Origin of the sequence: Eikenella corrodens, assembly GCF_900187105.1 — a bacterium.
GTDB lineage: Bacteria > Pseudomonadota > Gammaproteobacteria > Burkholderiales > Neisseriaceae > Eikenella > Eikenella corrodens.
Map to the genome: position 1 here is coordinate 529,224 of NZ_LT906482.1, position 22,536 is coordinate 551,759.

Genomic DNA, 22,536 nt, shown 5'->3' on the forward strand with positions numbered 1-22,536 from the left:
GCTTCAAAGAAATCGACAGAACAATGTTAAACATCGTCTTGTCTTCTTCTCAACAGTGCAGGTGTAAAACACCCACACTTATCGGTAATCTGATTGTTAAAGAGCTGCTGAACCAAACCGGCGACAAACAAATTGCGCCATGCGGGACAGCGAAGATGCGAACTATACGCCTCAAAAAAAACTTTGTCAAATACCTAAAAACAAAAATACCACTCAAAAACACTAAACATCTAAGCTGAAATGAAATTTACCCAGCACAAATACAACAACCACTGGCTACCTGAAAATCAAACCTGAAAGCGCCCACCTTTAATTTGCGAAGCATTGTGCAATTTGGCTGCTAAACTATGATTACGCAATGCATGGGTAAGCGCCACAGCCAACCCATCGGCCGCATCAGCTTGCGGCTTCCCTGACAACTTCAGCATCTGCACCACCATATGCTGCACCTGCTCCTTCGCCGCCTTACCCTGTCCCACCACCGCCTGCTTCACCTGCAAAGCCGTGTATTCATATACAGGCAATCCGCGCAACACCAGTGCCGCTACTGCCGCGCCGCGCGCCTGCCCCAGCATCAGTGTGGCAGCGGGATTAACGTTCACAAACACCTGCTCCACCGCCGCCTGGTTCGGCTGGTAAGTATCGATAATCTCACCAATGTGCTGCACAATAATGCCGATGCGCCCGGCCAGCTCGTCGCCCGGGATGGTTTTGATGCAGCCGGATGCCACGTAGCGCTGGCTCTGCCCCAGCACATCAATCACACCAAAACCCGTTACCCGGCTGCCCGGGTCGATGCCTAAAATCCGTATCGGCTTCTGCATAGTTTTTCCATTTAAATTGCTCAAACTGGTTTTCAGGTAGCCTCTAGTTTGCCAAACAGGCTACCTGAAAGCGATTCGCCGCATTATAAGCTAAGTTTTTAGGTAGCCTGATAATAAGCCGACCATCGCACAAATTTGAAGTAGCCTACATAAAACGGTAAACTGCGAGCCGTTTCAATTCTTAAATTACGACTCCATCGCACCGATGAAGCCAGCATTCGACATCAAATCCGCCCGTATTGACGCGCTCGCCATCCAGCTCAACACCACCGAGCTGGCGGCTATCCGTCAAACCCTCACCGAGCGCGCCGCTCAATACCGCGAACTCAGCGATATGCCGCTGCTGCTCGACGTACAGGCATTCGACTCGCCGGACAATCTGGATTTAGACAGCCTGCTCGGCCTATTTGCCGAGCACAGCCTGCCCATCGGCACCCTGCGCCATCACAACGAACAATGGCAGGCTGCCGCCCGTGCCCATCACTTAGCCTTTTGCTGCGACAATGCCAATAGTGAAGAAAACAAAAGGCTACCTGAAAATGCGCAACATGAAACGCCCAGTACCCCGCCCGCTCCCGCCGTGCGTCAAACCCTGGTGGTGGAGAAACCTATCCGCACCGGCCAGCAGGTGTATGCCGAAAATGCCGACCTGATCGTACTAGGTTTAGTAAACGAAGGAGCCGAAGTGATTGCCGACGGCCATATTCATATTTATGCTCCCCTGCGTGGTCGTGCCTTAGCAGGCGCCAGCGGCGACCAAAATGCCCGCATTTTTGCCCAATCGATGCAGGCCGAGCTGGTATCCATCGCTGGCATCTACCGCACTTTCGACCAACAGCTGCCGCCGCACCTCCACCGCCAGGCCGTGCAGATCTATTTGCAAAAAGAGCGGCTGGCCATCGCCGCCCTCAGCGAGATTATTTGAACGTAACATACATTTACTTGACTACACACAATACAAAGGGCAGCAAACAATTTTCAGGTAGCCCGCCAAACGTAACAACCTAATTTCAACAAAACGGATTCACCTAAGGGAAAGGACCATAACCGTGGCAAAAATTATTGTAGTAACCTCCGGCAAAGGCGGCGTGGGTAAAACCACCACCAGCGCCAGCATCGCCAGCGGCCTGGCTTTAAAAGGACACAAAACCGCCGTGATCGACTTCGACGTCGGCCTGCGCAACCTCGACCTCATCATGGGCTGCGAACGCCGCGTGGTGTACGACTTAATCAACGTTATCCAAAACGAAGCCACATTGCACCAGGCACTGATTAAAGACAAGCATTGCGACAACCTGTTCGTACTGCCCGCCTCGCAAACCCGCGATAAAGACGCACTCACCCGCGAAGGCGTGGAACGCGTACTCTCCGAGCTTACCGAAAAACTGGACTTCGAATTCGTGATTTGCGATTCGCCCGCCGGTATCGAAACCGGTGCGCTGATGGCGCTGTATTTTGCCGACGAAGCCATCGTCACCACCAACCCAGAAGTATCCAGCGTGCGCGACTCCGACCGCATCTTGGGCATTCTGCAAAGCAAGAGCCGCCATGCCGAAAAAGGTGAACAGGTGAAAGAACACCTGCTGATTACCCGCTACAACCCCGAACGTGTGGAAAGCGGCGAAATGCTTTCAGTGAAAGACATTGAAGACGTGTTGCGCATCCCGCTCTTGGGCGTGATTCCCGAATCGCAAAGCGTGCTGCAAGCCTCCAACGTCGGCCTGCCTGTCATCCACCAGGAAGGCGCGCCTGCCGCTGAAGCTTATAAAGATGTGGTGGCTCGCCTGCTGGGTGAAAACCGTCCAATGCGTTTCTTGGAAGCAGAGAAAAAAGGCTTCCTGCAACGCCTGTTTGGAGGTTAAGCCATGTCATTGATTGATATATTGTTTGGCAAGAAGCCCAAATCCGCCAGCATTGCCCGCGACCGCCTGCAAATCATCATTGCGCAGGAGCGCGTGAAATCCCAAGCGCCTGACTACCTGCCCACCTTGCAGAAAGAGCTGTTGGAAGTATTGTCGAAATACGTGCACGTTTCGCTCGACGACATCCGCATCTCGCAGGAAACGCAAAACGGCGTAGATGTTCTGGAGCTCAACATCGTTTTGCCAGACATCCAACGCAAAAACGAAGAAAGCTAAATCATGACTCTGACCGAATTGCGCTATATTGTGGCCGTTGCACAAGAACGCCACTTCGGCCGTGCCGCCCAACGCTGCTTTGTCAGCCAGCCCACTCTCTCTATTGCGATTAAAAAGCTGGAGGAAGAGCTTTCTGTTTCGCTGTTCGACCGCAGCAGCAACGAAGTCAAGCCCACCGAAACTGGCGAGCGCATCATTACCCAGGCGCACCGCGTGCTGGAAGAAGCCGACCGCATCAAACACCTGGCCGCCTCCGAACAAAATGAGCTGGCCGGCGTGTTTAAGCTGGGGCTGATTTTTACAGTGGCTCCCTATCTTTTGCCGCGCCTGATTTTGTCGCTGCGCAAGCTGGCGCCCGATATGCCGCTGATGCTGGAAGAGCACTACACCGCCAACCTCACCGACTCCCTGAAAAAAGGCGAGTTGGACGCCATCGTGGTGGCCGAGCCCTTCCAAGAGCCGGGCATCATCACCGAGCCGCTGTATGACGAGCCGTTTTTCGTCATCGTGCCGAAGGGGCACGAATTCGAAGAGCTCGACGCCGTATCCGTGCAGCAGCTGACAGAACAGCAAGTGCTGCTGCTCAGCGAAGGCAACTGCATGCGCGACCAAGTTTTAGAAAGCTGTAGCAAATTGGCCTCCCGCCAGCGCATCCTCGGCCTGGCCAACACCCTGCAGGGCAGTTCCATCAACACCATCCGCCATATGGTAGCCAGCGGCCTGGGCATCAGCGTACTGCCCTCCAGCGCCCTCACGGACAACGACCACTTGCTGTTTTCCATCATCCCCTTCGAGCCGCCCGTACCCAACCGCCGCATCGTATTGGCCTCGCGCCGTAACTTTGTACGACCGCAGGCATTGCAGGCATTGCGCCAAGCCATTCTGAAATCCCAGCTTACCGGTGTGCGTTTTGCCGAAGCCTAGCCGGTTTGGCAGAGGCTACCTGAAATCGTCTGATTATTTTTGGGGCTGTCCTAGATAACCAGGAATATTCAAAATTGATTAAAATATTCCTATGAGAAAAAGTCGCCTCAGCCAGCCCGTTCAAAACAAACTGATCGAATTGTTCGTTGCAGGAGCAACCGCCCGTACTGCCGCCGAATTGGCCGGAGTCAATAAAAACACCGCTGCCTACTACTTTCACCGTTTACGCTTGCTTATCTTTAATCGTTGCGAACACTTGGAAATGTTTGATGGCGAAGTAGAAGCAGATGAAAGCTATTTTGGCGGCTGCCGCAAAGGCAAACGCGGTCGCGGAGCAGCCGGAAAAGTGGTGGTATTCGGACTGTTGAAGCGTAACGGTAAGGTTTACACCGTTACCGTGGCCAATACTCAGTCGGCTACCCTGCTGCCGATTATCCGGGAGAAGGTAAGGCCGGACAGTGTGGTCTATACTGATTGCCACAGTGCCTACAATGTATTGGATGTTAGCGAGTTTAACCACTTGCGCATCAATCACCGCACCTGTTTTGCAGACAGGCAAAACCACATTAACGGGATTGAGAACTTCTGGAGTCAGGCCAAACGCCATTTGCGTAAATTCAACGGCATTCCGAAAAAGCATTTCGAACTGTATTTGAAAGAGTGCGAATGGCGATTTAACAACAATGAAATGAAATCTCAAATTGCCATGTTAAAACAAATGGTAAAAGATAGTCTAACCTAGTTATCTAGGACAGCCCCTTATTTTTTCAGGTAGCCTTAAAACGGCCGGCAAGCGGCAAACCCTAATGCCTGATGAAGCACAGTGCTTCAGCCATGCCTTAAAGATGAAAAGGCTACCTGAAAATCCCAACAACCATTTTTCAGGTAGCCTTTAGCTTTGTTTTGTTTAATCGGCAAACCAAGTACAATACCGCCATTATTTTTTCCAACTTTCCTGCACAACCATGCTCACCTTCCAACAAATCATCTTCAAACTGCAAAACTACTGGGCCGCCCAAGGCTGCACCCTGCTCCAGCCGCTCGATATGGAAGTTGGTGCTGGCACATCCCACCCCGCCACCTGCCTGCGCGCGCTCGGCCCCGAACCGTGGTTTGCCGCCTACGTCCAACCCAGCCGCCGCCCCAAAGACGGCCGCTACGGCAACAACCCCAACCGCCTGCAGCACTACTACCAATTTCAGGTAGCCCTCAAGCCAGCCCCCGCCAATATCCAAGACCTCTATCTCGATTCCCTGCGCGAATTGGGCATCGACCCAAAAGTGCACGACATCCGCTTCGTGGAAGACGACTGGGAAAACCCCACCCTCGGCGCATGGGGCTTGGGCTGGGAAGTTTGGCTCAACGGCATGGAAGTTACTCAGTTCACCTACTTCCAACAAGTCGGCGGCATCGACTGCACCCCCGTGCTTGGCGAAATCACCTACGGCATCGAACGCCTGGCGATGTACCTGCAAGGCGTGGAAAACGTTTACGACCTCGTTTGGGCGAAAACGCCGGACGGCAACTCCGTTACCTACGGCGACGTGTACCACCAAAACGAAGTCGAACAATCCACCTACAACTTCGAATACAGCGATGCCGACTGGCTGTTGCGCCAGTTCAACGACTACGAAGCGCAAGCCAAACGCCTGCTGGCTGTGGAAGACACCAGCCTCGCCCTGCCCGCCTACGAACTCGTCCTCAAAGCCGGCCATACTTTCAACCTATTAGACGCACGCGGCGCCATTTCTGTTACAGAACGCGCCACCTACATCGGCCGCATCCGCGCGCTGAGCCGCACCGTGGCGCATAAATACGTGGAAAGCCGTGAGAAACTGGGCTTCCCGCTGATTAAAAACAAGGCGCAAGCAGCCTGAAAATGCTAGAATTCTCACCAACCTAACAAACAAGTGCCGCCTGCCTCCTGATTAAAAACCCAGCACCATCTACAGCAACGGCAGGCTACCTGAAACCAAACGACACGCTGCAATGAACACCCAAACCCTTTTAATCGAACTCCTCACCGAAGAACTCCCTCCCAAAGCCCTGAATAATTTAGGCAACCACTTCGCCGCTTCTGTTGCTGAAGGCTTGGGAAGAGCGCAACTGATTGACGGATCAGCCGAATTTACCGCCTACGCCTCACCGCGCCGTTTGGCCGTTCAAGTCAAAAACGTCAAAGCCGTGCAAGCCGATCAGAAAATCGTGAAAAAAGGCCCTGCCGTGGCGAATGCCATGAAAGACGGTGCGCCGACCAAGGCTTTGGAAGGTTTTGCGCGCGGTGCGGGGGCGAAAATCGAAAACTTGACCATCGTCTACGACGGCAAGCAGGATGTGTACGCCTACGAATACGTCCAAACCGGCAAACCGTTGGGCGAACTCTTGGAAGACATTATCAATCAATCAGTTAAGAAACTGCCGATTCCGAAAGTGATGCGTTGGGGCAGCAGCACGTTTACCTTTGTGCGCCCTGTTCACGGGCTAGTTGTGCTGCACGGCGGCGACATCGTGAACGTCAGCGTTTTGGGTTTGCAAAGCGGCAATCAAACCTTGGGACACCGCTTCCTGTCCAACGGCGAAATCACCATTGAAAACGCCGACAGCTACGCCGCACAAATGCGCGAGCAAGGCAAAGTCGTCGCTTCGTTTGCCGAGCGCAAAGCCGCGATTCAGACAGCCTTGAACGAGCAGGCAGGTCGTCTGAACGCGACCGTTGCCGCAGATGAAGCCCTGTTGGACGAAGTTACCGCGCTGGTCGAATACCCAGTTGTTTTAGAAGCCGGTTTTGAAAAACATTTCCTCGCCGTGCCGCAGGAATGCCTGATTCTGACCATGCAGCAAAACCAAAAATACTTCCCGCTGCTCGACCCAAACGGCAAGCTGATGAACCGCTTCCTGCTGGTCTCCAACCTGCAAACCGAAGACCCGTCGCACATCATCCAAGGCAACGAACGCGTTTTGCGTGCGCGCCTGTCTGATGCCGAGTTCTTCTACAAGCAAGACCAAAAAGCGACTTTGGAAAGCCGCCTGCCCAAGCTGGCAAATGTGGTGTACCACAACAAAATCGGCTCACAAGCCGAGCGTATCGAACGCCTTCAAAGCATTGCCGCCCACATTGCCAAAGCTTTGGGTGCAGATGCCGCCGCAGCCGAACGCGCCGCGCGTTTGGCGAAAGCCGACTTGGTGACCGAAATGGTCGGCGAGTTCCCCGAGCTGCAAGGCACGATGGGCAAATACTACGCCCGCTTGGACGGCGAAACCGAAGAAATCGCCGAAGCCATCGAGCAGCACTATCAGCCGCGCTTTGCCGGTGATAGGCTACCTGAAAGTAAAACTGCCACTGCCGTTGCACTGGCTGATAAACTGGAAACCTTGGTCGGCATTTGGGGCATCGGTCTGATTCCGACCGGCGACAAAGACCCCTACGCCCTGCGCCGCGCCGCCTTGGGTATCCTGCGGATGCTGATGCAGTATGGCTTGGGCGTGAACGAGCTGATTCAGACGACCTTCGACAGCTTCCCCAAAGGTTTGCTCAACGAGAAAACGCCGTCTGAAACCGCCGACTTCATGCAAGCGCGCCTTGCCGTATTGCTGCAAAACGACTATCCGCAAGACATCGTTGCCGCCGTACTCGCCAAACAGCCGCGCCGTTTGGACGATTTGACCGCCAAACTGCAAGCCGTTACCGCGTTCAAACAACTGCCCGAAGCCGCCGCGCTCGCCGCCGCCAACAAACGCGTGCAAAACCTGCTGAAAAAAGCCGATGCCGAGTTGGGCGAAGTAGATGAAAGCCTGCTGCAACAGAACGAAGAAAAAGCCCTGTATGCCGCCGCACAAGGCTTGCAGCCGAAAATCGCCGCTGCTGTTGTCGAAGGCAATTTCCAAACCGCCTTGTCCGAACTGGCTTCCGTCAAACCGCAAGTCGATGCCTTCTTCGACGGCGTGATGGTGATGGCGGAAGATCCCGCCGTAAAACAAAACCGCCTGAACCTGCTGAACTGCTTGGCGGAACAGATGAATGCTGTGGCAGATATTACCAAGCTGGGTGAATAAGCCGTCAAACCGCCCGGCACACAGCAGGCTACCTGAATCTCCATGTATTACGAACTCATCGCTTCCACCTTGATGAAACTATCACAGGGATTAGTTTGAAGCCCCGCTGCCCACCACATAGGCTACTATGTATGATTGGGCGGTATTGCAAAATCTGCACATCTCCACCGCCCCCACGTCCGGTTTCGGCCAGCTGCAAAACGACACCCTTTAGCATAGACTTTATGCAGCAACAGTTGGGTACCTAGTATAGACGAAACCGGCTTCAACGATTGGAGCAAGCGCTTCATCCTTTATTACTCTACGATGAAGGGAACTATAGCAGATTTATCAAAGACTATTTCTAATCCCCAACATCACGAACAAGGGAGATTTTTACTTCACTATTAGCTCTTATCACGAAGTAGAAAAACTATTTCCTGTATTTTAAACAGCATTTAATAAATAGCTAACAAACTTAAAAATCTTCCAAACAAGGAGTAGAAATGTCTCTATTTTCTTTATTATTCCGTTGGATATGTTTTTATACAAACACACGCCACCGCCTCTATATTACAGAAACCTTGCAAAAATTATATGCTTGGCGAAAACCCATCCGGCCTTATGCATTCATCCGTGTACATAATGAAATTAAAACCATTGATGCCTGCTTGAAAAGTATTTTACCTGTTGTTGAAGGCGGAGTAATCGGTTTTAACAGTTGCACAGATGGCACTAAAGAGTACATTTTGGCATTTTGCGAAAAACACCCACAATTTACCTCGGTAGAATATCCGTACGACGTAATCCCTGGTAATGATATCCGATATAAAGAGGATTGCTTGGATTTAAATACAAGACTGGATAATTACTATAATTTTGTTTGGGGCAAATTGCCAAAGAACAAGTGGATAATCAAAGTAGATGGAGACCATATTTGGCACACAACAAAAACAATTGAATTGTGCAAGCTGCCCATTAGAAAGAAAGACTGTGTAATTTTAAACAGAATTAATCTTCACTGCCATGACGGAAAATGCTATATACATAAAGCCCGCCCCTTCGCCGAAGGCGGGGATAGTTGGATTATCTATAATAGAAATATTCACTTTGAATTCTGGCGCGGCTGGATAAATGATCAATTTAGTGCATATGAAGTTCTACACCTACCCAAGAAGGAAAGAAAACGCATTTTAGCCCCTCTTACCAACTGGCATTTCCCTCATATAAAGAATCAACGTAGCTTTAACCCAACAGAATGGATGTTAATGCAGGATTTTGATTTTCAAAAATATTTTCGAGAGCACAATATGCAAGACCGTGTTGCTGATGAAATGCTGGATGAAGAATTTATTCTGCGCTCTTTCAATAACTTTAATTTGCAGGGCAACCAGCTGCTACCATAAAAAGCATCATGGAACTGTCACTTCCTCATAAATGGCTGGTAGCGTAGGTAGTAAAAATCTCTACCCATTGAATTTTTTTAACCACAAATATAATGTACAGGCTGCTATAAAACTTGATACTAGTGGCTTCAGCTATTTACACATCAACCACAGCATTCACTTTACCGAAAAGCAAAACATCATTTGCACAAGTTTAATGGTATTCCAACAAAGCTTCTTGAGCTGTATTTAAAGAGATGTGGGTAGTGCTTTACTAACAGTGAGATAAATATCCAGATTTCCACTTTAGAACAATTAGCAGAATAGAATTTATCTTGATTATATAGGATAGCCTCATAAATTATTATGCTAGAAAATTATATTATTAGTTTAGCTACTTCCCATACTCGTCGCCAACATATTTTTAGTCAATTTAACTCTAAAAGTATTCCCTTCTCTTTCTTTGATGCCATCAGCTCAAGCGAACAATTGAACTCCGCTACCACGCGATTATTACCTTTGTTTTCTGAAGTTGATTATCTCAGTTTAGGTGAAAAAGGATGCTTTATGAGCCATATAAGTTTATGGCAGCATTGTTTAGACCAAAATCTTCCGTATATTGGCATTTTTGAGGATGATATTTGGCTAGGAGAACAAGCTAATAAATTTCTGACTAATGACTCTTGGCTACAAGAGTTTTTCCCTATTAATGAACCCTTTATTATTCGCTTAGAAACCGTTTACGAACCATGTCAAATTAAGTCAATGCCACGGAACAGTTATCATAATCATCAAATCTATAAGTTATGTAGCCCTCATCATGGAACGGGCGGCTACATCATTTCACAAGCAGCTATCAAATGGCTACTCAGCTATCTTCGCAACACTCACCTTGATGATTTTACTCCAATTGATGTTTTAATGTTTGAGCACCTTATTCCTCATACTAAAATTAATGTGTACCAACTAAATCCTGCTATTTGCATCCAAGAGGCTATTCTCCATCCACAGGAGAGTAGCTTGGGCAGTCAAATTGAAGTTGAGCGTAGTAAAAAAAATCCTCATATATCTAAAAGGAAACTCCCTCAAAAAATTAAACGCGAGATTACACGACTCAAAAAACAAATATTACGCCATATAAACCGTAGAATTCCCTATCAAGTTATTCCTTTTAAATAGAAATTATGAGGCTAACATAGCGTAGTAGCTATGCTAGGTGCCGAGTTAGACGACAGCTATTTCGGTGAACGCCACAAAGGTAAATGCAGTCGTTGTGTAGCAGGTAACGTGGTGATATTCGGTATCCTGAAACGGCAAGGACGGGGGCACACAATTGTGGTGGATAATGCTAAGCCTGAAACCTTATTGTCTGCTATCAAGAAGAAAATCATGCCTGACAACATCGTTATATACAGATAGTCTGAGCAGCTACGATAACCTAGATGTGAGCGGTTTTACTCATCACTGCATCAACCATTCCAAAACGTTTTCAGACCGCCAGAACCACATTAACGGCATGGAGAATTTCTGGAATCAGTCAAAACACGTCTTTCTCAAATATATAACGGAATCGACTGCAAATCTTTCCCTCGATTCTTGAAAAACTTCGAGTTTCAATTTAACTTTGGGACACCGTCCCAGTAACTTAAAATCCTGTGGGAGTGGTGTAAAATTTAGAGCTAATCCAGTATAGCCTCTACTTTAATTATTAAACCTACTTTAATTATTATCAAGAATTGATAAATATCCTCCTTACCGGTGGCGCCGGCTTTATCGGCTCGGCAGTTATCCGCCACATCATCCGCCACACTCGAGATTCTGTTATCAATCTCGACAAGCTCACCTACGCGGGCAACCTTGAATCCTTGGCAGAAGTTTCAGGTAGCCCCCGCTATACCTTCGAGCAAGTGGATATTTGCAACCGCGCCGAGCTCGACCGCGTATTTGCCCAACACCAGCCAGACTGTGTGATGCACCTGGCGGCGGAAAGCCATGTGGATAGGAGCATAGACAGCGCTGGTGAGTTTATCCAAACCAATATTGTTGGCACCTTTAACCTGCTGGAAGCTGCCCGTACCTATTGGCTTGGGCTACCTGAAAACCGCCGCTCGGTATTCCGTTTTCATCATATCTCCACCGATGAGGTGTATGGCGACTTGCATGGCACCAGTGATTTATTTACCGAAACCATGCCCTATGCTCCGTCCAGCCCTTATTCCGCCAGCAAAGCCTCCAGCGACCATCTTGTGCGCGCCTGGCTACGCACCTACGGCCTGCCCACCATCATTACCAACTGCTCCAACAACTACGGCCCATACCATTTCCCCGAAAAACTTATTCCGCTGATGATTCTGAATGCCCTTGCCGGCAAACCATTGCCTGTTTACGGCAACGGACAACAAATCCGCGATTGGCTTTTCGTGGAAGATCATGCCCGCGCGCTGTATCAAGTCATTACCCAAGGCAAAATCGGCGAGAGCTACAATATCGGCGGCCACAACGAAAAAAACAATCTTGAAGTGGTACAAACCATCTGTACCCTACTAGAGGAACTTGCCCCCGAAAAACCCGTTGGCGTGTCGCGTTATGCCGACCTGATTACCTTTGTGCCCGATCGGCCAGGCCACGACCTGCGCTATGCCATCGATGCCACCAAAATCGGCCACGAGCTAGGCTGGCAGCCACAGGAAACCTTTGAATCCGGTATGCGCAAAACCGTACAGTGGTACTTGGATAACAAAATTTGGTGGCAACGCATCCTCGATGGCCGCTACCGTTTAGAGCGGCTTGGCCACTTATCAACCCCATAATTCGGAGAACCTATGAGCATCCGGAATAGCATACTGCTCAGCTTCCTTGCCCTCGGCCTCGCTCTATCCGGCAGTGTGGAAGCCAAAACCCGCCCCCACCGCGCACCCGCTGCCGCCCATCAGCAACGCGCCGACGGCAGCAGCCAAGAGCACGCCGTGGTTATCCACGAAAACGACACCCCGCGCGGCATTGCTGCCGAAAACCGCTGGATTGCCCAAAACATGCCCGGCTACCGCAAAGTCGGCCAAGCCCTGATTCAAGGCCAAAACGGCATTTACGACCGCATCAGCGTAGTCGGCCCTCATGGTGATCGCAAAGAAGTATTCTTCGAAATCAGCGAATTCTTCGGCCGCTACAACGGCAAACTGCTGGGCGCGGAATAGGCACAGCAAACCATAAAAAGGCTACCTGAAACATTTGTTTTCAGGTAGCCCTCTGCTACAGGAAGGCAACCGTATGAAAGGCATTATCCTCGCCGGCGGCAGTGGCTCACGGCTGTACCCCATCACACGCGGTGCAGCCAAACAGCTCATGCCCGTATACGACAAGCCGATGATTTACTACCCCCTATCGGTGTTAATGCTCGCCGGCATCCGCGACATCCTCATCATCACCACCCCCGAAGATAACGCCGCCTTCCACCGCCTGCTTGGCAACGGCAGCGACTTCGGCATCCGTCTGCAATACGCCGTACAACCCAGCCCAGACGGCCTTGCCCAAGCTTTCATCATCGGCGAAGAATTTATCGGTAGCGACAACGTCTGCCTGGTATTGGGCGACAACATCTTCTATGGCCAATCCTTCACCCAAACCCTGCAGCAAGCCGCCGCCCAAACCCACGGCGCTACGGTATTCGCCTACCAAGTGAAAGACCCCGAGCGCTTTGGCGTAGTCGAATTCGACCAGCACCTCAAAGCCCTATCTATTGAAGAAAAACCCGCACAACCCAAATCCAACTGGGCGGTAACCGGCCTCTATTTCTACGACAAACGCGTGGTCGAATTCGCCAAACGAATCAAGCCATCCGCACGCGGCGAGCTCGAAATCTCCGACCTCAACCAACTCTATCTCGAAGACGGCAACCTTTCCGTGCAACTGCTCGGCCGCGGCTTTGCCTGGCTCGATACCGGCACACACGAAAGCCTGCACGAAGCCGCCTCATTTGTGCGCACCATCCAAAACGTACAAGCCCTTCAGGTAGCCTGCCTCGAAGAAATCGCCTGGCGCAACGGCTGGCTTTCCAATGAGCAATTGGCCGATTTGGCCAAACTCATGGCCAAAAACCAATACGGCCAATACCTGCTGCGGCTGCTCAAAAAATAGTTCAGGCTACCTGAAAACTCAGCCAACCCCATTGCAGCCACCTACCATTTCGATAGTGTAAAATAGCACGTACCGTTTTCAGGTAGCCTAGGAACACCAGCCCATGCCGTTTCCCGCCGATCATTTCGCCTCCACCGCCACCCCGCTGCTGCGCCTCAACCAAAGGCCGTGGAAAATCTTCTACCGCGGTCTCATCCCCAAACCCCTGCGCAATAAAATCAACGCATACGCCAGCCGGAAGCAGATGTATCATACAGCCGAATTATGGCGGCCTTTCCTGCAAGCCTACTTCCAAGGACAGTTGCCCCGTTTTAATCTTCAAGCCAAGCAAGATTTGCGCGGGCAAAAAATCATCTGGCAATACTGGGGACAAGGTCTCGAACCAGAGCAACTGCCCGAAATGGTGCGCCTGTGTTTCCGCTCAGTTGAACAAAATCTCGGCAACTACCAACTTATTCGGCTAGACGACCAAACTCTGCACAATTATTTGGATCTGCCTGATTTCGTTCAAGCCAAACGCCAACATCCAGCGTTCAAACCCGCTTTTTTTGCCGATCTGTTACGTTTGGCATTATTGGATATTTACGGCGGCGTTTGGCTGGATGCCTCTATACTGCTCACCGCCCCACTCCCAAAAGAATGGGCACAAACAGATTTCTTTATGTACCAACGCTCTCCAACAGCTGCCCATCAGGACTTTTGGCAGAGCTTCAACGCCGATGTATTCAATTGGTCGCCCGATCACCCCGTTCAGGTAAACAACTGCATTATCGCCGCCCAACCCGGCAACTTACTGATTCACACCTGCCTTGATGTGATGTTGAATTTTTGGCAAACCCAAAACCACATACCGCACTACTTCTTCTTTCAAATCATGTTCAATGAACTAGTGCGCAACCATCTGCCAGGCCAAGCCGGCGAACCTGTAGACGACACCCTGCCTCATCTGCTCCTGGCCAAATTAGAACAACCCTACAACGCCGAAGCTTTCGCCGAAATCACTGCACAAACCCCTGTGCACAAACTCGACCGCCGTTTAAGCTTCCAACCCGGCACCTTCGGCGCACACTTGAAACAACTCTTTGATCCCACATCATGATTCCAGCTTACATTATTTCCCTTGCCAACCAGCAAGACCGACGCGAACACATGCGGCAGGAATGTGCACGGGTGGGCATTGAGGCTACATTTATCGATGCCGTGGATATGCGCCAAGCCAGCCAATCCGATATCGAATGCCTCTCATCCCGGCTACTGCATAAAAAAACCAAAAAACAACGCTGGCTCACCCGAGGCGAATTAGGCTGTGCCCTCAGCCATCATCAGGTTTATGCCCACATTGTCCGCCAACAGCACCCCTACGCCCTGGTTTTGGAAGACGATGCCGAATTTATCCGCAATCCTCAGCCCTTATTAAATGAAGGCTACCTGAAAGCCCTATCCGCCCAATATCCGTTCGACATCCTGATATTAGGTTATGTCAAAACCCTGCCACACCAACTCCCCTACTACTACCGTCGCATCCCCATCAAGCATCGTGCCAAAATGAATACAGACGGCAACACCATCTATTTCGGCACCCCATGGGAACAATACGGCTGCGGCACCGTTGCCTACATCATCAGCCGTGAAGGCGCGGAAAAATTGTGCCGGGCGACACAATCCCCTTGCGCCACAGCCGACGACTGGCTCTACTTCGAACAACACCACGGCCTGCGCATCCTGCACAGCCGCCCCGCCTTCGTACTCGAAGCGCTAGAAAAATTCGACAGCACCATCCGCCAAGAAAAAGCAGGCTTCCTCCAGCCGAAAACCAGCAGCGTCATCATCCGCAGCATCAAAGGCTACCTGAAACATATCGGCATGAACTACCTAGGCATGAAATCATGACCAAGCTCCACACCCTCCTCATCCTCCTGCTCACTGTCCAATTCGCCCGAGCCGATATCTCCTTCGTCAGCCCCATGAGCCCGGCCGAATGCAAACAAGCCTTTATCGACAGCATGGAAATGTTTGTAGACAGCCGCTACTGCGAAAAAGGCGACACCGAACAGCCCCAAGTCCACGGCGACGAACGTGGCTTCTTTATGGAAACCTTCCGCGACAACTAGTTTCGCGAACACATCGCCCCGCGTACCTTCGTGCAGGGAAACCACTCCAAATCCGGCCAAGCCGTCTTGCGCGGCCTGCACTACCAAACCGAAAACACCCAAGGCAAACTCGTGCGCGTGATTGCCGGCGAAGTGTTCGACGTGGCCATCGACCTGCGCCGCAGCTCCCCCACCTTCGGCCAATGGGCCGGCGCCATCCTCTCCGCCGAAAACAAACACCAGCTCTGGGTGCCCGAAGGCTTCGCCCACGGCTTCTATGTATTGAGTGAAGAGGCCGAATTCGTTTACAAATGCACCGACTACTACAACCCCAAAGCCGAGCACTCCCTGCTGTGGAATGACCCCGCAGTCGGCATCGAATGGCCGCTGCAAGGCGAGCCCAAGCTCTCGCCCAAAGACCTCGCCGGCAAACTGCTGAACCAAGCCGTATTGTTTGATTAAACATCCAAATTTCAGGTAGCCCCATGAAACTCCTCATCACCGGCCACCACGGCCAAGTTGGCCAAGCCCTCATCCAGCAGGCCGCCGCCCACAATTTTCAGGTAGCCGCTTACGACCGCAGCGAACTCGACATCGCCAACCGTGCCGCCGTATTGCAAACCGTCGAGCGCGAACAGCCCGCCGTGATCATCAACGCCGCTGCCTACACCGCCGTAGACAAAGCCGAAAGCGAACCGGCCGCCGCCTATGCCGCCAACGCCGAAGGTGCCGACAACCTCGCCCGCGCCGCCCACGCCGTAGGCGCCGCCATCCTGCATATTTCCACCGACTACGTTTTCAACGGCCGCACCGAACGCCCCTACCTCGAAACCGACACTCCCGATCCCCAAACCATATACGGCCGAAGCAAACTGGTCGGCGAACAAGCCGTGCAGGCCGACTGCCCGCGCCACATCATCCTGCGCACCGCCTGGGTGTTCGGCGAACACGGCCACAACTTCGTGAAAACCATGCTCCGCCTCGGCCGCGAACGCGACAGCCTAGGCGTCGTGGCCGACCAAAGCGGCGCCCCCACCTATGCCGGCCACATCGCCGCTTCCCTGCTGTACATCGCCGGGCGCACCCAAACCGAAAACTGCCCCTACGGCCTCTACCACTTTTCAGGTAGCCCCTACACCACCTGGCACGGCTTTGCCGCCGAAATCTTCCGCCGCGCCGCCGAACAAGGCATCCTGCTCCGCTCGCCCGAACTGCGCGCCATCACCACCGCCGACTACCCCACCCCTGCCCGCCGCCCCGCTGACTCTCGCCTCGATTGCAGCAAAATCCACACCGCCTTCGGCATCACACCCAGCGATTGGCAAAGCGCATTGGGCAATCTGGCCGACTATCTCTAGGGCCTGTTGACAGCTCTAACCACGCAAACTTTCAGGTAGCCTCCTCCCCCGCAGGCTACCTGAAATCGTTTAGCAAACTCATACATTAAAGCTAATATAGTGAATTAACAAAAACCAGTACGGCGTTGGCTCGCCTTGCCGTAACGTGTGTACTGTCTGCGGCTCGCCGCCTTGTCCTGATTTTTGTTAATCCACTATACGTCTTTCCCAATCATCAAAAAACCTTCAGGTAGCCTCAAAAGGCTACCTGAAAGCGCAGCTTCAACGAAGTTAAAACGAAACAAGGTTGGGTTAGCCACAGGCATAACCCAACAAATCAAGTGAACCATTAGCTTTCCCAATCCAAGCTACGCACTAAGCGGCTGTAGGGTGTGTGCCGCAGGCACGCACACCACCGTTTGAGTTTAGATAATCCGTGCGTGCGTTCCGCACACACACTACACGCCCCCTGAAAAGCCGTAGGTCGGACTCAAAAACACAACCTACTGCTGCTTCAACGAAGTTTAACCACCGTTGCCACTCATCCAAAAACTTTCAGGTAGCCTCAAAAGGCTACCTGAAATTCTCTACCCTCTTCCCTTTTCCCACTCATGCCGCGCCGTGCTCGCCTCGGCAAATATCTCCCGCAAGCCCGCTCCGTCTTCCTGTGCCAAACATTCGCGCAGCCGTGCCAGCTGTTGCTGTTGTCCGTCCAATAAAGCCAGCAGGTTGTCGCGGTTGGTCAGCGCAATGTCCGCCCACATCGCCGGTTCGCTGGCCGCCAAGCGGGAAAAATCGCGGAAACCGCTGCCCGCCAACCGCAGCCATGCCTCCGCCTCCGGCGCATGCGCCACCTGCCGCATATAGGCATAGGCCAAGAGCTGCGGCAGGTGCGATACCGCCGCAAACGCCGCATCGTGCGCCGCCGCATCCATGTGTTCCACCCGCGCGCCCATTGCCTGCCACAAGGCTGCCACCCGCGCCAGCGCCGCCGCATCCTGCCCCTCGTGCGGGCAAATAATCAGCCGTTTGCCTGCAAACAGCCCGGCCTGTGCCGCCGCCGCGCCCGAACGTTCCGTGCCCGCAATCGGGTGTGCCGCCACACAGCGCGGCCATGCAGCAGGCAAATACCGCGCAAACGCCGCCAGTGCCGACTGTTTGGTGCTGCCCACATCGCTCACCACACACCCCGCCGGCAAGAGCGGCGCCAATTCCGCGCAAATCCGCCCCACCGCACCCACCGGCGTAGCCAGCAGCACCCAATCCGTATCGGCCGATATGGCCTGCCCAAGCGAAGCAAAGCCTTTATCCACCACGCCCAAATCCAGCGCCTGCCGCAGATTGGCCACATCCGTATCCACGCCCGCCACACAATCCGCCAGCCCCAGCCGCTTCACATCCAAAGCCAGCGAGCCGCCAATCAGGCCAACCCCAACCACCACCATCCGCCGCAACAAAGCCATTGTTCGTCCTTTTCCCATTCGCTAATCACAGGTAAATATTCTAGCCGCAAAGCCTGCCCGGCAATAGGGCAGTTTCTTACTCCGCATACCAAAGGCTACCTGAAACGAGGTTTCCGCAGAAAGACGAGTTGCCGCAAAGCTAAAGTATAGCTTTGACGAAACTCAAACGGCACCAAAGGCTACCTGACACCTACACAAACAAAAAGGCTACCTGAAAATTTCAGGTAGCCTTTACTCATTCCAACTGCCTCAGCGTTTAGCGGGTAACGTTTTTATCCGCCAACTCTTTACGCAGTTTCTTGGTAACCGCCATCATCACTTCAAGCTGTTCCAAGGTTTCTTTCCAGCCGCGGGTTTTCAGGCCGCAGTCGGGGTTGACCCACAGGCGCTCTACCGGCACCACTTCCATCGCTTTGCGCAGCAGGCGTTCCACTTCGGCTTCGGTGGGCACGCGCGGGCTGTGGATGTCGTACACGCCGGGGCCGATGTCGTTCGGGTATTTGAAGTCGCCGAACGCGGTGAGCAATTCCATGTCGGAACGTGAAGTTTCAATGGTAATCACGTCTGCATCCATGCTGGCGATGGCGGGCAGGATGTCGTTGAACTCGGAATAGCACATATGGGTGTGGATTTGGGTGCTGTCTTCCGCGCCGGTGCTGGAGAGGCGGAAGGCTTCGCAGGCCCAGGCCAGGTATTCGTCCCACTGCGCTTTTTTCAGCGGCATGGCTTCGCGGATGGCGGGCTCGTCGATCTGGATAACCTTAATGCCTGCTTTTTCCAAATCCAGCACTTCGTCGTTCAACGCCAGTGCGATTTGCTTGGCCACCACGCTCAGCGGTACGTCGTCGCGCACAAACGACCATTTAAACATGGTTACCGGGCCGGTGAGCATGCCTTTCATCGGGCGTTTGGTGAGGCTTTGCGCGTAGGTAGACCAATAAACGGTCATCGGATTGGGGCGGGATACATCGCCGAAAATAATCGGCGGTTTCACGCAGCGGCTGCCGTAGCTCTGCACCCAGCCGAACTGGCTGAAGCAGTAGCCGGCCAGCTGTTCGCCGAAGTATTCCACCATGTCGTTGCGCTCGGCTTCGCCGTGTACGGGCACATCCAATTCCAATTTCTCTTGGATTTCCACGCAGTAGGCGATTTCTTTCTTCATCGCGGCATCGTAGTCGGCGGCGGAGAGCTCGCCTTTCTTGAACGCGGCGCGCGCTTGGCGGATTTCGGTGGTTTGCGGGAAGGAGCCGATGGTGGTGGTGGGCAGAACGGGCAGCTTCATCCATTCCTGCTGTGCCTTAATGCGCTGGGCAAACGGTGATTTGCGTTGGTCGGCGCCTTTGGGCAGGTCGGCCACGCGTTTTTGTACGGCTGCGTTGTGGATTTTCTTGTTGGTGGCGCGGTCGGCGGCAGCGGCATCGGATTCGGCCAAGGCAGCCTGAACGGCAGATTTGCCGTGTGCCAGCGCTTGTTTCACCACGCCCAGTTCCACCAGTTTCTGTGCGGCAAAAGCCATCCAAGATTTGATTTCGCCGTCCAGTTTTTCTTCCACGGCCAAATCTTGCGGGCTATGCAGCAGCGAGCAGGAGGGGGCAATCCACAAGTTGTTGCCGAATTTGGCTTTTACAGGCTCGAGCGTGTCGATTACCTTGTTCAGGTTGGCGCGCCACACGTTACGGCCGTCAATCAGGCCTACAGACAGCACGCGGTTGTCCGGCCAGCCGTCGGCAAATACGGAGAGCTGCTCCGGTGCGCGCACGCAGTCGATGTGCACGCCGTGTACGGGCAGGGATTTCAGCAGGTTCAGATGTTCGGCCACGGAGGCGAAATAAGTGCCGATGACGATGCGCACGCCGGTATTGGCCAATTCCTGATACACGGGGGCGAATGCGTCCAGCCACACTTGTGAAGCTTCGGCAGCCAAAATCGGCTCGTCAATCTGAATCCAATCCACGCCTTCGGCAGCCAGTTCGCGCAAGAGTTGTGCATAGGCAGGCAACAGTTTGGGCAGCAGCAGTTTGGTTACACGACAGCCGAAGTCTTCTTTTTTCTTGCCCAACCAAGCTAGCGTAACCGGGCCCACCAGCGTGGGCTTGATGTCGTGGCCTTGCGCTTTGGCTTCTTTGATTTGGGCAATCAGGTTTTTGGCGTTTACCTTAAATTCGGTGTCGGCCGACCATTCGGGCACGATGAAGTGGTAGTTGGTGTCGAACCATTTGGTCATTTCCATCGCAAACTGGGTGGCGTTGCCGCGTGCCAGCTGGAAGTATTCCGGCAAAGTCAGCTTGGCTGCATCAAAGCCGAAACGGGAGGGGATGCCGCCCAGCGTGCAGAGCAAATCCAGCACATGGTCGTAAAACGAAAAATCGCCCACCGGCAGCAAATCGGCACCGGCGGCTTTTTGGGTGGCCCAGTTAGCGCGGCGGATATCGACCGCTACCTGCTGCAATTCGGCTTCGGATTTCGCGCCTTTCCAAAAGGCTTCAACGGCAAATTTCAGCTCGCGCTTCGCGCCGATGCGCGGATAGCCGGAGAGGTGGAATGTGTTCATAAAAACTCCTTCAATGGTTTGCAAAATGGAAAATGTTTAGGAAATAAGTAAAATTTCTCAGGAGGCAAGTTTGCGGCAGGACGAGGCAAGTTGCAAGCGATAAATTTGCTGCTTTGTATGAATGAAATTAATGAAATCGGCAAAGTCAGCCCAAACTAGTTTTATTTAATTTTAAGAAAAATATTATTTTTCAAACTATTGAATAAAATTCTAAGATTCCGCGTTCTTCTCTTCTTTCCACCTCACCCTGTCTTTATAAATAAATTTTTAATGGATAGAAGAAAAAAGTCTAAGCTGGGTTGGCTCAGCCAGCCTTACCATTACGCTCCAAAGGCTACCTGAAACAAGGCTTCCACAGGCAGACGAGTTTCTGCGCAGCTAAAACACGGCCACGCCCGGCTTTCAAAGCCATTTCGGCCACAGTTCTCGGCTTTTCGGGTTGGCAAAAAACGGCTGCAACAGGCGTTGCAACTGCGGCAGGTAGGGGGTGGCGGCGGGGTCATGGCAAATGGCGGCGCGGTAATACAGGGCAAAGATTTCGGCCTGTTGCTCCATATTGAGCCGGTTTAAGTGCGGTACAGTATCGAGCATGGGCAGGCGGTAGGCGCGGTTTTTCAGGTAGCCCAAACGCAGGGCTAGCAAACTGCCGCCAAACCAAACGGGAAAACCATTTTGATGCTGCCAAACATGCGTCAGCTCGTGCACCAGCCAGGCGCGTTCGATCAAGGGTCGCTGGGCGAAATCGGGGCAGAACCGGTTGGCGGGAAAGTAAACATGGCCGAAGGGGGCAACGGCAATATTGCGGGTAGGCAGCCACCACGCGCCGCCGTGCAGGCGGATGCGTTCATAACGCAACCCGCTGCCAAACACGCTGCGGGCGAGTTTGGTTTCGGCGGGGGTGAGCGGGCGGGAACGTAGGGGCATGGGTGGTTTATCAATCAATAGAGTAAGAGGCTACCTGAAAATTGCTGGCCATCTGGAAACAATAGCTTACAGTTTAACTATGCAGCAACTCGGCTTGCTTCAATTCGTTGCGGCCTCGGCCTGCTCCGCATAAACTCAGCTTCCTTCGGAAGCCTCGTTTTAACTTCATTGAAGCTGTGCTTTCAGCCAACCTTAAATGGCAAAACAACGCGGCTCAATGTTTACGGCTGTAGTTTTCGATGTCCTCGCACACAGTAGCGAGGAAGTCGAGGTATTTCGGGTCTTCGCCCGCCCACATTTCCTCTTCGCCCAACGCGTAGGCGCGAATGAGTTCGTCGGCGGCGCGCTCGAAGTTGCCCAACTCAAATTGCGCCTGGCCGAGCCGCAAATGCAAAAAGGGGTTGCCGATGGCATCTGGGCAGTGCATGGCGTGGCTGAGGGCTTCGCGGGCGGCTTCGTGGCTGCCGCGCAAAAATTCGGTGTCGCCCACCGCAGCCAGTATCCAAGTGGCGGCTTCCCATTCGGTTTGCGGCTCGGGCAGCAAATCCCATGCCTGCCAAAAACGCTCGATGGCTTCGGCATAGCGCTCCGCCTCGGCCAGCTCGTCGCCTTGTTCGCACAGCGCGGTGATTTGCTCGTAGATATGGTCGTTTAGTTCGGCCATGGCAGGCTCCTTCTTTAGAGATGCCGCGTATTATACAGGCTACCTGAAAGCCTTTATTCCTTCCTTTCAG

General features: G+C 52.7%; 20 protein-coding genes and 2 pseudogenes. 17 read left to right on the plus strand and 5 right to left on the minus strand.

Annotated elements, in window-relative coordinates; genetic code table 11:
* Nucleotides 1-287 precede the first annotated feature (287 nt).
* Nucleotides 288-824, minus strand: coding sequence for a crossover junction endodeoxyribonuclease RuvC (gene ruvC, locus CKV94_RS02680; RefSeq protein WP_003825039.1), 537 nt, complete (start codon nucleotides 822-824; stop codon nucleotides 288-290).
* Nucleotides 825-1,029: 205 nt separating this feature from the next.
* Between ruvC and minC the strand changes: the two genes are divergently transcribed.
* The 17 genes and pseudogenes from minC to rfbD all read left to right on the plus strand — a co-directional run bounded on the left by minC (nucleotide 1,030) and on the right by rfbD (nucleotide 16,885).
* Nucleotides 1,030-1,749, plus strand: a complete 720-nt coding sequence (gene minC / locus CKV94_RS02685; protein WP_003825036.1) for a septum site-determining protein MinC — start codon at nucleotides 1,030-1,032, stop codon at nucleotides 1,747-1,749.
* Between the two features lie 124 nt (nucleotides 1,750-1,873).
* The gene (minD, locus tag CKV94_RS02690) at nucleotides 1,874-2,686 is read left to right on the plus strand and encodes a septum site-determining protein MinD (RefSeq protein ID WP_003825033.1); all 813 of its coding nucleotides are present in this window, start codon (nucleotides 1,874-1,876) and stop codon (nucleotides 2,684-2,686) included.
* 3 nt (nucleotides 2,687-2,689) lie between these two features.
* Nucleotides 2,690-2,962, plus strand: coding sequence for a cell division topological specificity factor MinE (gene minE, locus CKV94_RS02695; protein ID WP_003825031.1), 273 nt, complete (start codon nucleotides 2,690-2,692; stop codon nucleotides 2,960-2,962).
* A gap of 3 nt (nucleotides 2,963-2,965) precedes the next feature.
* Nucleotides 2,966-3,886: a hydrogen peroxide-inducible genes activator gene (locus CKV94_RS02700; RefSeq protein WP_003825027.1), complete on the plus strand. Its 921-nt coding sequence runs from the start codon at nucleotides 2,966-2,968 to the stop codon at nucleotides 3,884-3,886.
* Between the two features lie 91 nt (nucleotides 3,887-3,977).
* Nucleotides 3,978-4,628 carry an IS1595-like element ISEco1 family transposase gene (locus CKV94_RS02705; protein WP_064103257.1) on the plus strand — a complete coding sequence of 217 codons (651 nt, stop codon included), beginning with the start codon at nucleotides 3,978-3,980 and terminating at the stop codon, nucleotides 4,626-4,628.
* A 223-nt stretch (nucleotides 4,629-4,851) separates the two neighbouring features.
* Nucleotides 4,852-5,763, plus strand: a complete 912-nt coding sequence (gene glyQ, locus CKV94_RS02710; protein WP_035581322.1) for a glycine--tRNA ligase subunit alpha — start codon at nucleotides 4,852-4,854, stop codon at nucleotides 5,761-5,763.
* A 112-nt stretch (nucleotides 5,764-5,875) separates the two neighbouring features.
* Entirely contained in the window at nucleotides 5,876-7,939 is a 2,064-nt protein-coding gene (gene glyS / locus CKV94_RS02715; protein WP_003825017.1) for a glycine--tRNA ligase subunit beta, read from the plus strand.
* Between the two features lie 485 nt (nucleotides 7,940-8,424).
* A complete protein-coding gene (locus tag CKV94_RS02720; RefSeq protein WP_064088051.1) occupies nucleotides 8,425-9,324 on the plus strand; it encodes a hypothetical protein in 900 nt (299 codons plus the stop codon).
* Nucleotides 9,325-9,669: 345 nt separating this feature from the next.
* A complete protein-coding gene (locus CKV94_RS02725) occupies nucleotides 9,670-10,482 on the plus strand; it encodes a glycosyltransferase family 25 protein (RefSeq protein WP_003825010.1) in 813 nt (270 codons plus the stop codon).
* Nucleotides 10,483-10,524: 42 nt separating this feature from the next.
* Nucleotides 10,525-10,947, plus strand: a pseudogene (locus CKV94_RS02730) (IS1595 family transposase); the annotation flags it as partial.
* Between the two features lie 92 nt (nucleotides 10,948-11,039).
* On the plus strand, nucleotides 11,040-12,113 hold the full coding sequence (rfbB, locus tag CKV94_RS02735; RefSeq protein ID WP_003825006.1) for a dTDP-glucose 4,6-dehydratase: 1,074 nt from the start codon (nucleotides 11,040-11,042) through the stop codon (nucleotides 12,111-12,113).
* A 12-nt stretch (nucleotides 12,114-12,125) separates the two neighbouring features.
* Complete coding sequence (locus tag CKV94_RS02740; RefSeq protein ID WP_003825005.1) at nucleotides 12,126-12,497, plus strand: hypothetical protein; 372 nt, start codon at nucleotides 12,126-12,128, stop codon at nucleotides 12,495-12,497.
* A gap of 73 nt (nucleotides 12,498-12,570) precedes the next feature.
* A complete protein-coding gene (rfbA, locus tag CKV94_RS02745; protein WP_003825003.1) occupies nucleotides 12,571-13,437 on the plus strand; it encodes a glucose-1-phosphate thymidylyltransferase RfbA in 867 nt (288 codons plus the stop codon).
* A 103-nt stretch (nucleotides 13,438-13,540) separates the two neighbouring features.
* Nucleotides 13,541-14,536 carry a capsular polysaccharide synthesis protein gene (locus tag CKV94_RS02750; protein ID WP_003824999.1) on the plus strand — a complete coding sequence of 332 codons (996 nt, stop codon included), beginning with the start codon at nucleotides 13,541-13,543 and terminating at the stop codon, nucleotides 14,534-14,536.
* Complete coding sequence (locus CKV94_RS02755; RefSeq protein ID WP_003824997.1) at nucleotides 14,533-15,327, plus strand: glycosyltransferase family 25 protein; 795 nt, start codon at nucleotides 14,533-14,535, stop codon at nucleotides 15,325-15,327. Before CKV94_RS02750 ends, CKV94_RS02755 begins: the two co-directional genes overlap by 4 nt.
* 119 nt (nucleotides 15,328-15,446) lie before the next feature.
* Nucleotides 15,447-15,989 (plus strand): annotated as a pseudogene (gene rfbC, locus CKV94_RS02760) (dTDP-4-dehydrorhamnose 3,5-epimerase).
* Nucleotides 15,990-16,012: 23 nt separating this feature from the next.
* Entirely contained in the window at nucleotides 16,013-16,885 is an 873-nt protein-coding gene (rfbD, locus tag CKV94_RS02765; RefSeq protein ID WP_003824992.1) for a dTDP-4-dehydrorhamnose reductase, read from the plus strand.
* A gap of 566 nt (nucleotides 16,886-17,451) precedes the next feature.
* Here the strand turns inward: rfbD and CKV94_RS02770 are convergent.
* The 4 genes from CKV94_RS02770 to CKV94_RS02785 form a co-directional block, all read right to left on the minus strand.
* Nucleotides 17,452-18,327, minus strand: coding sequence for a prephenate dehydrogenase (locus tag CKV94_RS02770; protein WP_003824989.1), 876 nt, complete (start codon nucleotides 18,325-18,327; stop codon nucleotides 17,452-17,454).
* Nucleotides 18,328-18,583: 256 nt separating this feature from the next.
* Nucleotides 18,584-20,878 (minus strand): 5-methyltetrahydropteroyltriglutamate--homocysteine S-methyltransferase, encoded by a 2,295-nt coding sequence (gene metE / locus CKV94_RS02775; protein WP_003824987.1) that lies wholly within the window; start codon nucleotides 20,876-20,878, stop codon nucleotides 18,584-18,586.
* Between the two features lie 402 nt (nucleotides 20,879-21,280).
* Entirely contained in the window at nucleotides 21,281-21,802 is a 522-nt protein-coding gene (locus CKV94_RS02780) for a hypothetical protein (protein ID WP_050754466.1), read from the minus strand.
* Between the two features lie 214 nt (nucleotides 21,803-22,016).
* On the minus strand, nucleotides 22,017-22,466 hold the full coding sequence (locus CKV94_RS02785; RefSeq protein ID WP_003824977.1) for a hypothetical protein: 450 nt from the start codon (nucleotides 22,464-22,466) through the stop codon (nucleotides 22,017-22,019).
* Nucleotides 22,467-22,536: the final 70 nt, after the last annotated feature.